Here is a 12,511-nt window from a genome sequence, read left to right as displayed (position 1 = left end):
GTCAGAATAATAGTTTGTACTTAAAAAGTAAAGACGGTGATAAAGATGAAAGCAATAAAGATAATGATGCTGATGACAGCCCTTATAATGGCATGGGGCTGTTCATCTGACGATGAGGACTCATCAGGTATTAGCACCCAGGTGGTTGACAGCATACCTGTTTGGAAAGTGAATTTCACAGGAAATGATGCTGTCCCCGATTGGAAGGCTCCTGATCCGTCAAGATACGAGAACTCGATGTTCACAATGGTAAAGTTGCAGGAGGAGTTGGTGCCTTATTCGACAGATGGAGACAGAATGGCTGTGTTCCTTGATGATGAATGTCGCTCACTTCCTTCAGAGCGAAACGTTTTCGAAAATGGAAGCGTTTATTTCGTACTGAAAATATGGGGTAATAGCTCTGACCTTGATGTTACCGTCAGATTGAGTTACTATAGTGCAGGATTGCATAAGGTGTTCTCCATCAAAAGGACAGAGTCGTTCACAGAGCGTACCTATGGCTTTGATGAGGATTTCGTGCCACCGTTGGTGAAGGGCGACTCAAATTATCCTGTACAAGAAGACATGATGGTACGTTTGCCAGACAATGCTCCCTTTACGCCAAATGAGGAAGACCAGGTAGGCGTTTTTATGGGAGATGTTTGTCGTGGCGTGGGACATGTAGGGAAGGTGTTTACTGTGTTCCGTACTTCAACAGAAGAACAATTGCAGTTGCGTTACTATAGCGCAGAGAAAAAGACCATATATACTTTTGCACAGCCTGTGGGACATAGCAAGGAGATCGTTCTTTCTTTTTAAAATTAAAATAGTTGTATGAGATATATGAATCAAAGAATAACTAAATGGTTGTACGTTGCCGTTTTGGTGATGGGCGGTCAGATAGGAATGAACAGTTGCAGTCACGATAGTGATAAGTATGAGAAGAAACTGTATCCGGTGACAGATCAGGAACGCGTGTCGTATGCTGAGAAGGTGCTGGGTGTGAGCATTGATAAGGACCATGATTGGGTGCTTACTGAAGAGTATAGCGTAAAGATTACCGCAGATGCCGACCTTGACTATATTGTTAAGATTGCCGTGCTGGATACTAATCCATACGTAGATGAGAATTACTGTCTGGCAGCCAAGGCGATGAACAAAGGCGGTTCGGCCACACTCTCGTTTCGTGCCCCAAAGGGTGCGGGGATGCTTTATGCCGCCTGTATGACGTATGATGGGAAATGTATAGCACGGCCGTTTGTGCCTGGGGTTGATAAGTCGGTGTCGTTTGTTGACGAGAATTTGCTCAGTGCACGTAAAGTCAATCAGCATCGCGCTTCAGCAATGAATATCCTGGAACCGCAGTACACCCGGTTCACCATGAGAGACTATTATGTTTTTCTGAAAGCAGTGGAAAAGGCGCTTCCGAAAGGGAAAAACAATAGTCAGGTGATGGGCAAGCACAACTATACCAATAAGGTGCAGGTGGCTAACAATCCTTATGGACTTTATAGTCTGCCGTTGGCCTATATAGGCGGTAATGGTAGCGTGGATGATAACCTGAGCTATCAATGGTTCCCAATTGGGAAACCCGCTGAGAGTGGAGAGACATTCCTGATTAAAGATAACTATCCCACTGGTTGGGATAAAGAAAAGGAACCGGATCCCTTCATTGATGAATATCTGATAGACGGACACTATTTGTACTGTCGCAATTCAGAGGATGAGATTAGTATGATCTTTACACCAGGTGATATTATTAAGTTCAGTTTGGCAAGAAACGAAGAGCTGTTGGATGATCCCGATATGGCCCGCGTGAAGGTGTTTATGCTCAATGGCTATGTAATCGTGGCTTGTGAGGATGGAAATGATTGGGACTATAACGACCGTTTGTTCTGGATGCCTTATGGCGCAGAGCGCTTGAAAGAAATTTCTGATCCGATACCGCCGAAAACTCAGGTGTGGACTTATGCCTGGGAGGATAAAGACTTCGGCGATTATGACATGAACGACTGCGTGATTCAGGTGTCGGAGAATGAGGCAAAAGACAGTTTGAACATCACGCTGGTTGCCCTTGGAGCAAAGCGCGAACTGTGGTTGGGCTTTGAAAATAAGAATGCAAAGAACTATAATGACTACATTCATGTGTTTGAACAGGAATTGCATGCTGTGTTGAATGTTAGTCTTGGCACAATGGTAAATACTGGCCTCGCCTCAGCAAAACCTGTCAGCATCACTTTGAAGAAACCTGAAGGCTTTGATTTCCAGAAATGTTCGTTTGTGCTCGGAGCAAGGGTCGAAAAGGATATGCGTGGCGTGTATGAAAGTGATTTCTATGCCATTCCGATAGCTGCAAAAGGACAAGATCCTCATGGTATCGTGATTCCTGGTAAATGGAACTGGCCTAAAGAGACAACCTGCGTCAAAGATGCGTATCCTGAGTTTAATTCATGGTCGGCTGACCGTACTAAAGCATTGAACTGGTATAAACGGCCGGAACAGGGTAAGGTGATTGTGCAGTGATGTGTTGACTGAATAAAAGAAAAAGCTGTTTTCCTTTGTTTTGCTCTCGACTTTTCGTATCTTTGCACTCGGATAATGTAATAACAAAAAATGAAACCGCAGAAAACGAATACAGCCAAAAGCCCCATCAGTCTGGCCAGCTATGTAAAGAATGCCGGCACAGATAAGGCAGAGATGGATTTCGAACAGTTGAAAAATGATATCCTTGTGGCAGAGAATGAACTTGTTGCTGCAATGGGATTGAAACCCGAGGCGGTGGAAACCAACGATTTCCTTATGGAAGTGCGAAAAGTGTTGGGACATACTATCGGCGGAACAAACGGTAATGAGATTCATCCACAAGTGACTGAGGTGCGTCCGCAGGAACTGGAGTGCGATGTGGTGCGTTTCCAGAACAATAAGGAAAAATGGGTGGCTTTGGTTGGATTGCTGGATGGGTATCCTTATGAGATATTCACTGGTTTGCAGGACGACGATGAAGGTATTATTCTTCCCAAGTCGGTGACAAAAGGAAAAATTATCAAGCATGTGAATGCTGATGGTTCAAAGCGCTATGATTTCCAGTTCGAAAATACTCGCGGATATAAGATTACGGTGGAGGGATTGTCGGAGAAATTCAATCCCGAATATTGGAACTATGCAAAACTCATCTCGGGTGTGTTGCGTTACAGAATGCCGATAGACCATGTGATAAAACTGGTGTCGTCGCTGCAGTTGCAGTCTGAGAGCATCAATACTTGGAAAAACGGTGTGGAACGTGCTCTTAAGAAGTACGTGAACGACGGAACGGAAGAAGAAAGTGAGGAGTAATTAGTGAAGTCGAGTATATTCATAAACGGTCTGCGGGTGTATGCCTTTCATGGGGTGTTACCCCAGGAGAAACAAGTGGGAGGATGGTTTAATGTCTCTTTACGTGTACATTATAATATAACGCGCGCGATGGCAAGCGATGATGTAAACGACACCCTGAGTTATGCTGAACTGTGTGAAATGGTGAAGCAGGAAATGGCACAGCCATCGAATCTCCTTGAACATATAGCAGGAAGAATTGCCCGGAAGGTACTTGACAGCTTTCCTCAAATAGAAAGTTTGGACTTGACGGTGACCAAGGAAAATCCTCCTATGGGAGCTAACTGTAATGGTGCAGGAGTGGAACTGCATTGTGATACCAGTGATATCATATATTTAATAAATGATAAAACTAAAGAATGAAATGCGGTTTTCACATTGAAAAACCGTAATTTTGCAGCATGAACACGAAACGCCTGTTTGTATTCTTAATGATAACATGTTGTTTTACGGCTATCTTTGCAGCTGGAAAACATAAATATACCTTGGTGATTGATGCAGGACACGGCGGAAAGGATGCCGGAGCTTGTGCGAATCGTGCAATGGAGAAAAATATCAATCTGAGCGTGGCATTGGCTTTTGGACGTTATGTGGAACAGAACTGTCCTGATGTGAGGGTCATTTATACTCGAAAGACCGATGTGTTTATTCCCTTGCATGAACGCGCCGCTATTGCCAACAGAAATAAGGCCGATGTGTTCGTCTCTATTCATACCAATTCGCTGCCTGGTAAAAAGCCAAAGCTCATTTCGGGGATGGAGACCTATACAATGGGTATGCGCCGTAGCGATGAGAAACTGAGTGCAGCCAAGCGTGAGAATGAGGTAATCTTGATAGAGAAAGACTACCGTCAACATTATTCGGGCTATGACCCCCGTTCGCCAGAGAGCATGATGATCTTCGAAATTATGAACGAGACGAACATGGCTGAAAGTGTGGAATTGGCTCGATTGATACAACAATATACCAGTAAGTCTGCTGGACGACCGAACAAGGGGGTACGACAGGACGCTTTCCTGGTGTTGCGTGAGACATCAATGCCTGCCTGTTTGGTAGAGTTAGGATATATAACTACTCCTGCTGAGGCTGCCTATCTGACTAATAAATCGAATGTTGACCGTATGGGGCGTGGTATCTATCAGGCCTTTGTGACATTTAAAAATAGAAAAACTGGAAAACCGGTACCTCCGCTGCAAGTAGATGAGCAGGAAAAGGTATCAAATGCCCCTGTAGATACTAATCCTCAGGAGAAAATACAACCAAGTGCGCCTGTAACTGCTCCACAAGAAGCACCTGTTGAGGTCATACAAGAAACTCCTGTTGAAGCTGAGAAAGTAAAACCTCAGACAGTTGAAAGTGAGAAAGTAAAACCTCAGACAGTTGAAACTGAGAAAGTGATAGGGAATGTACCGGTGTTTAAGGTGCAGTTGTTAGTCAGCAGTCGTCCGCTGAAGAAAAATGATGCTCAGTTGAAGGGCTTGAAAGATGTTGATAGCTATAAGGAAGGCGGCCTTTGGAAATATACCTTGGGGGCCTCTACCGACTATAACGAGATTTACCGGTTGCGTAAGTCTGTACTGGACAAGTTTCCTCAAGCCTTTATCATCGCTTTTCGCAATGGCGAGAAAATAGATGCATCCAAGGCTTACCAAGAGTTTAAATTAAATAAAAGTGCCCATAAATAGAGAAAGGGAAAACAATGAAATTTTGGACTAACGAAGTGAAGATAGCCAGTGTGGCAGTAGTAGCCATCGTGTTGTTGTTTTTCGGACTTCAGTATCTTAAAGGACTGAATCTGTTTTCAACGAACGACCGCTATTATGTGCATTTCACAGATGTGACTGGTATGACACCATCGAGTGCCATCTATGCCTACGGATATAAGGTGGGTGTAGTGGAAAGTATCAATTATGACTATGATGACCCTAAGAATATTGTGGCGGTTATAGCCATTGACCAGAAACTGGTGCTGCCTAAGGGAACTAAGGCCGAGATAAGCAGCGACTTGTTGGGTAATGTTCGCCTGGATTTGATACTTGGCCCCAATCCATTAGAACAACTTGCCTTGGGTGATACCATAGAAGGCGGAAAGCAGTCGGGGGCAATGAGCAAAGCTGCCGACATGTTGCCACAAGTTGAGAAAATGCTTCCAAAACTGGACAGCATTCTTACAAGTATCAACAAACTTTTAGCTGATCCTGCATTGGCGAATACCTTGCACAATGTCGATGGACTGACTGCTAATCTGAATAGCACATCACAGGATCTTCAACAACTTACAGCCTCGCTGAACCGACAGATGCCGCAAATGTTGGGCAATGTGAATGGTATATTGGAAAATACAGAAGAACTGACCAAGAAATTGAATGATATCGATGTAGCCGCTACAATGAGTAAAGTGGAGCAGACATTGACCAATGTGCAGCAGATGACCGAAGCACTGAACAGTAAGAAAGGTACCTTGGGACTGCTGATGCATGATACAGGACTGTATGATAATCTGAACTCAACAATGGAGAATGCGGATAAACTGATTATTGACCTGAAAGAGCATCCAAAGCGTTACGTTCATTTTTCATTGTTTGGTAGAAAAAATAATTAAATTATATTTTGTCTAAATAGTTAATCAATGAAATGTGTTGACGGAGTTTTTGTAATGTGTTGAAATATAGACTGTTGCTGATATGCAACAGTTTTTTTTAAAAAATCTTCGTGAAACAACATAAATGTCGCATAATTAGAATGTTATACAAATTGTAAACACGCTGGCATTTTTAATATCATTTGTAGGTTTGAAAAAAAATACAGAACTTTGCAACACAAAATCACACTAAACTAAAAAGTGTATTAACGTAAGGTCATTATTTATTTAACTTTCACCATCGCCTGATGAAACAAGATCACAAGGCGCTTTGGAACAACTGCCTCAAATTAATTGAGAAGAATGTTTCTGCGCAAATTTTCAAAACATGGTTCGAGCCCATCGTCTTCGAGAATTTCGATGAGGGCACGAAAACTGTGTTGGTGCAAGTTCCCAGTCCTTACGTTTATGAATATCTGGAACAACATTTTGTACAACTGATGGGATGGGCTATGGGCGTAAGTTTTGGCGCTAACGTTCGTTTAACCTATCGTTTGGTGACAGATAAGGAGCACAACATCGTTCAAGAAGTAGAAGGTGAACGTCCTGCTGATTTTGAAGTTCAGCCTACTACTCGTGCAAATAAAGCGCCTACAGTGCTGGATGCTGCTCAGCCACAGCCTATTAACTCACAGTTGGATCCCCGAAAAACTTTCGATAGTTATATAGAAGGTGCTTCAAATAAACTTCCTCGTACAGTAGGTCTGTCTATTGCTGAGCATCCCGGAAAGTCAACTTTCAATCCATTCTTTATTTTTGGACCTTCAGGATGTGGTAAGACACACCTTATCAATGCAATAGGTGTGCAGACCAAGAAAATGTATCCGAAAAAACGTGTTCTATACGTTTCGGCTCATTTGTTCCAGGTTCAGTTTGTGGATGCTAAGTTGCAGAATACAATCAATGACTTTATCAATTTCTATCAGAGTCTCGATGTACTGATTGTTGACGATGTGCAGGAGTGGGCCACTTCTGAGAAAACAGTGGCTACTTTCTTCTATATCTTCGACCATTTATTCCGTTTGGGTAAGCAGATCATTTTGGCAAGTGATCGTCCTCCTGTTGATTTGAATTGGTTGAAAGACCGTATGCTGACACGTTTCTCATGTGGCTTGATTGCTGAACTTGAGAAACCTAATACACAGTTGCGTGTGGATATTCTTCAGTCGAAATGTCGTCGTGATGGCTTGAAGATTCCTACCGAGGTGATTCAGTACATTGCTGAGACAGCCAATGGTAGCGTGCGCGACTTGGAAGGAGTTGTGAATTCTTTGATGGCCTACAGTATCGTATATAATTCCAATATTGATATGCGTTTGGCCGAGCGTGTGATAAAGCGTGCAGTAAAGGTTGACGACCATCCTTTGACAATTGATGATATTCTTGATACTGTTTGTCAGCATTTTAATGTCTCTCAGCAGAACGTATTCAGCAAGAGTCGTAAGCGTGAATACGTACAGGCACGTCAGGTTTCGATGTATCTTGCTCAGAAATTTACAAAAATGCCCACTTCCCGAATTGGCCAGTTGATAGGTGGGCGTGATCATTCTACTGTTCTTCACAGTTGTTCTGCTGTTGAGCAGCGATTGAAAGTCGATAAGGCTTTTAATGATGAATTGTCGAGCATAGAAACATCTTTTCGGTTGAAAAACTAATTTTTGCCTGTGTTTTTTGTCGAATATTTTTGAGTTTATATTTTTTTAATATTTATTGTAAGCCTGTTTCTCTGAATTAGTAGTATATTTGTGGCTACTAATCCTAATGAACAATGAATCTTAGGCCCTATAAATATTTCTTTTTGCTTCTTTCCCTTTGCCTGTCTTTCGAGGTAAAAGCTGAAGTAGTTCCGGATGATGATCCTGAATACTTGGAGTTGCACCTTGATATGGGAAATGCTTTTGAATCAGGTGACAGCCTGCGCTTTTTTAAGGCCGTAAATCGTTTAGAGGACTATTTGCTGGCTCATGGTGATATGCATAAATACTATACCCAGCGATGCAATGAGGTAGTATTCATGTTGAATCAAGAATATGTTTTTGAGGCCTATTTCCTTTCTCTTAAACTTTCCCGGGAATTGAGCGAACAGAAGCTGGATCGTGAGATATTCATGGCTTTCAATATGTTAGGCCATGTATATAGCTATTGCGGTCATCTTGAAATGTCGCGTAAGTGTTATCAGGAAGCTTTGGAACGTGCTGAACAAGAAGGCTATCTGGAAAGTATTCCTACTATTTGCATGAACCTGGCTCACGAAGAATTTCCCGCTAATCCCCAAAAGGCAATGGAGTGGCTGGATAAAGCCGCTTCGATGACCACGTCTCCGCAACGTCTGACAAGTATTGCAGCTTTGCGTGCTGTTTATGCTTTCCGTCTGGGCGATATTAAAGCCTTCCAGGAAGGTTATCGTGATTACAAAAAAAGCGAAGCTGAGGGTGTAACTGCCGTGTTTGGATATGAGCTGGAGATTTACAACCATCTGTTGCGTGGTAATATAGACAAGGCATTGACGATGATTGACCAGCGTGGTGGACGTGCCGATCAAGCCGAGATGAAAGCTTTTGTCTATGAGTATGTAGGCAAGTGGAAAGAAGTTGCCGAGATGCGAAAGGAGCAGATGGCAGCCAAAGACTCTCTGGATGCTATTATCCTGAGCAACAGTATGCAAGGTATTCAAAACGAGCTGGATCTCTATGAAGCAAAGCGTGAGACATCGCATCAGCGCATCATCACCCTTGTTACAGTGATGCTGGGTTTGTTGGCAATTATTCTGTTGCTTTCTTTGCTGGCCATTGCCCGTCGTCATCAGGTGAAGGAATTGCGTATAGCACGTGATATGGCTTTGGAAAGCGACCGTATGAAGTCGGCCTTTATCAGCAATATCAGTCACGAAATTCGTACTCCGCTGAATATTGTGAATGGTTTTGCTCAAGTACTTACCGATTCCGACTATAATCTGAATGCTGTAGAGCGTCACCATCTGGCTTCTCAGATGCAGGAAAATACCCAGTTGATTGTTTCGTTGGTCGATGAATTGCTCGATTTGTCAATTCTTGATTCCACACGTCAATACGAGCTGACCGATAGAGTGGTATGTACAGACTTGGCTCACAAGTTAGTGAGGCAGCACTATAATCATACCAACAAAGGAGTAGAACTTGTGATGAAGAGTGAGGTGGCCGACGATGTTGTGCTGTTCACCAATCTTATGTTGTTGACTAAGGTGCTGAATGCTCTTCTCAGCAATGCAATTAAATATACTGACGAGGGTGAGATTCGTTTGATTGTTAAGAAAAAGAACGAGTCTATTCAGTTCGTGGTAGAAGATACCGGTTGTGGTATCTCTGATGAAGATGCTGAGCGTGTGTTCGTTCGTTTTGAAAAATTAGACAGTTTCAAGATTGGTCTTGGCTTAGGACTTTCTTTAGCACGTGCTATGACCCTTCGTCTGCATGGTGACCTGATACTGGATACCAGTTATAAGAATGGAGCTCGTTTCGTGGTAACTCTTCCACATATTGCAATGCTATGATATACCTGTAGATTCAGTATTGCAATTCTATGATATACCTGTAGATTCGGTATTGCAATGCTATGATGTTCCTGTAGATTCGGTATTCTAATGCTATGATTTTCAAAAGATTCTTTTCCGTAATTCTTTTTTGCATACTATCGGTTGTCGCTTATGCCGATGGAATTGATGATATTCATCAAGTATTAGAGTACACCAGTCAATCTCGTGTGCAGGAAAAAGTCTATTTACACGCTGATAACACCTGTTATTTTGTGGGCGACACCTTGTGGTTCAAGGCTTATGTAGTGCGAGCCGATAATCTTCAGCCCACAGATTTGAGTCGGCTTCTATATGTAGAATTGTTGTCGCCAGACGGACTACTGGTTGAGCGACAGACTATTGTGGTCAATGCGCAAGGATATACCTGTGGACAGTTTGCACTGAAGGACTCACTCTATTCTGGCTATTATGAACTGCGCGCCTATACCCGTTGGAATCTGAATTTCAATGTCAGGCATCACCGATATAGCACGCCAGATACCTGGTTGTTCTATAATAAGCAGATGGCTGCCGACTATTTCCGCATGTGGGATGGACTCTATTCACGCGTGTTACCCATTTACAGTAAGCCCGAACAACCAGGTGACTATGATGTCCGCCGTATGTATCAGCGTCCCAAACAACGCTTGACGAAGCCAAAAAAGGAAGAACTTGTTGTGACATTCTATCCCGAAGGAGGCCATCTGATAGACGGTGTAGAGAATAAAGTTGCTTTTGACGCCGTTGACCAGTTAGGCGCAGCCGTTTCTATTAGTGGCACTATTGAAACCGATGGCCAACAGGTACAGACTCTCAAGACCGACTATATGGGCCGGGGCACCTTTCTCATCACTCCTCAAGGCAATAAGTTCAAGGCCCTTTTCACCTGGCATGGAAAACAATATCACTTCTCGCTCCCTAAAGTGGAAAAGGCAGGCCTTTCGCTCCGATTGGATAATGGGCGAGTCATCCTACGTGGTCAGCAGTTGTCTGCTCATCATAGTTATGCATTGTCAGTACTATGTCGTGGCGCTTTGAAGCATTTCCAGCGAATCGCCTTTGATGCGTCAGGCACCGTTGAACTGCAGTTGCCGATGAACGAGCTGCCTACGGGCGTCAATAATCTGACTGTTTTTGATGATGAGGGACATATCCTTGCCGATCGTCTTTTTTTTGTAAATCATCATGATTTGGAAAGCAATCGAGTGACGACTACTGCCGAATCAACTCACACCTATGCACCTTATGAACGGATTGAGTTGCCTGTGACGTGCGAAAGCGTGAATGGTGCAACCGTCTTCTCACTTTCTGTTCGTGACACCAACACCGACGAACCCTCCTACGATGACGGCGATATCATGACCGATTTGCTGCTTTCAAGTGAATTGCGCGGTTTTATCGCAAAACCCTCCTATTATTTTGAGGCTGACGACGCTCAGCATCGTCTTCATCTGGACCAACTGATGATGGTACAGGGGTGGCGTAAGTATAATTGGAAAGAATTGTCAGACAGTACATTACGTTTACGCTATGCACCAGAACGCTCCCTCACAGTGGAGGGCTCTGTCTATAAGATGCTTGCTCTGAATCCTGTTGAGCCTGATGAAATTGGCAGTTGGCAGGATGGGGTAGGGTTTCATGCCCGCAAAATAGATAGTCCTGAAGATTATGTAGATCCTTTCACCGATGCTGAAGAAGAGAGCGAAACGATCTCTACCGAGGATTCCAGTCCAGTACCCGATACGCCTTCCGACGATATTGAATATGGTACTATTGGCGATGCCAATGCCAATGTTGGTGTAAATCATGGTAATCTGCGCCATGAAGTACTTATCGAAGCTGAGGTGATTATCGATAATCAAGTGGCCGGTTCTGTTCAGGAAACCAAAAAGGGACGCTTCCTTTTTCAGATACCTCCCTTCTATGGTAACTGTTATCTGAACATGAAAGCCTATAAAAAGAATGACTCTATTCGTAAGAGCATGCTTTTGCGTAAAGATGCTGCCGTGTTCGATGAAGATGCCTTTCCCGATTTCTATGTGAAGCGTGACATTTTCCATCCAGTCTTCACCCATCCTTATGACTATTATGAGAATCATCAGCCCGATGTTTTTGAAGATTTACTTGTTGATACCCTCTCCGACCTCTCTATGGAGAACGATGTCCATCAGTTGGATGGTGTCAGCGTAAAAGGCAAGCGTCGTGGTCGCCGTGCGGTTGACTGGAAGAAACCTGCCTTTGTGATGGATGCCTATGACCTTTACAACGAGATAACCGACCGGGGTCTTTCGTTCGGAAAGTTGGATATGCGCCAGTTCCCTGTCCAGGTGTGCCGTTATCTGTATGGCAACATGAACCGTTACAATGCTTTTCATGTAGATGGGCGTATTGATGGTGCCGTTTATTACCGCAACTACTCCCCCTTTGCATTAGGAACCGATGCAGAGCGAGCTGGACTGTTCCGTGCCAATCGTACTTCGCAGTCACTCTATCGTAAACTGAAACTGAAACGTCTGCAGAATATTCGGGTTTTTGCCGATTTCGAACCCCGTTTAGAAGACTCTACCATGGTTGAGGAACGCTATTCGGCCGATGCCATTGTAGAGTTAGTCCCCATTCCTGCTGACGCCACGCAGCTTACCTATCGCGACCGTCATATCATTCTGCATGGCTTTAATGCTCCTGAAGAGTTTTACCAGCCCGACTATAGCCAACGTGTGCCTCAAGAGCCTACCGACTATCGACGGACACTCTATTGGAATCCCAATGTCGTGACCGATGAGGAAGGCCGTTTCACCGCCGTATTCTATAACAACAGCAAGCCGACCCGAATCAAAATATCGGCAGCCGGCGTCACCCGCGATGGCCATCTACTGCGTGCTAAATAATCGGCTTTAGCTTAAAAATTTCAGTATTTTATCAAATAATATAGTGCATGAATAGTTTTTTTTACTATTTTTGCAGCCGAT

The 12,511-nt window shown here is 43.6% G+C and carries 8 protein-coding genes and 1 pseudogene; all 9 read left to right on the top strand.

The features are described from left to right. The first annotated feature begins 45 nt into the window (after window positions 1-45). The 9 genes and pseudogenes from L6475_RS12760 (at window position 46) to L6475_RS12720 (ending at window position 12,430) form a co-directional block, all read left to right on the top strand. Window positions 46-798, top strand: a complete 753-nt coding sequence (locus tag L6475_RS12760; RefSeq protein WP_237820631.1) for a hypothetical protein — start codon at window positions 46-48, stop codon at window positions 796-798. A gap of 24 nt (window positions 799-822) precedes the next feature. Next, complete coding sequence (locus L6475_RS12755) at window positions 823-2,502, top strand: DUF4842 domain-containing protein (protein WP_237820629.1); 1,680 nt, start codon at window positions 823-825, stop codon at window positions 2,500-2,502. Window positions 2,503-2,838: 336 nt separating this feature from the next. After that, a pseudogene (locus tag L6475_RS12750) lies at window positions 2,839-3,294 on the top strand (ribonucleoside-diphosphate reductase, adenosylcobalamin-dependent); the annotation flags it as partial. Between the two features lie 21 nt (window positions 3,295-3,315). Beyond that, window positions 3,316-3,714: a dihydroneopterin aldolase gene (folB, locus tag L6475_RS12745; protein WP_237820627.1), complete on the top strand. Its 399-nt coding sequence runs from the start codon at window positions 3,316-3,318 to the stop codon at window positions 3,712-3,714. Window positions 3,715-3,752: 38 nt separating this feature from the next. After that, a complete protein-coding gene (locus L6475_RS12740) occupies window positions 3,753-5,036 on the top strand; it encodes an N-acetylmuramoyl-L-alanine amidase (RefSeq protein WP_237820625.1) in 1,284 nt (427 codons plus the stop codon). A gap of 14 nt (window positions 5,037-5,050) precedes the next feature. Continuing rightward, the gene (locus L6475_RS12735; protein WP_237820623.1) at window positions 5,051-5,953 is read left to right on the top strand and encodes an MlaD family protein; all 903 of its coding nucleotides are present in this window, start codon (window positions 5,051-5,053) and stop codon (window positions 5,951-5,953) included. 287 nt (window positions 5,954-6,240) lie between these two features. Continuing rightward, window positions 6,241-7,647 carry a chromosomal replication initiator protein DnaA gene (gene dnaA / locus L6475_RS12730; protein ID WP_237820621.1) on the top strand — a complete coding sequence of 469 codons (1,407 nt, stop codon included), beginning with the start codon at window positions 6,241-6,243 and terminating at the stop codon, window positions 7,645-7,647. A gap of 113 nt (window positions 7,648-7,760) precedes the next feature. Beyond that, on the top strand, window positions 7,761-9,521 hold the full coding sequence (locus L6475_RS12725; RefSeq protein WP_237820619.1) for a HAMP domain-containing sensor histidine kinase: 1,761 nt from the start codon (window positions 7,761-7,763) through the stop codon (window positions 9,519-9,521). 95 nt (window positions 9,522-9,616) lie between these two features. Beyond that, window positions 9,617-12,430, top strand: coding sequence for a hypothetical protein (locus tag L6475_RS12720; protein WP_237820617.1), 2,814 nt, complete (start codon window positions 9,617-9,619; stop codon window positions 12,428-12,430). Window positions 12,431-12,511: the final 81 nt, after the last annotated feature.

This window comes from Prevotella sp. E9-3, from assembly GCF_022024015.1.
In the GTDB taxonomy this organism is placed as follows: Bacteria; Bacteroidota; Bacteroidia; order Bacteroidales; family Bacteroidaceae; genus Prevotella.
The sequence above is the reverse complement of the archived record's forward strand: the minus strand, read 5'-3'. Positions and strand labels throughout refer to the sequence as shown.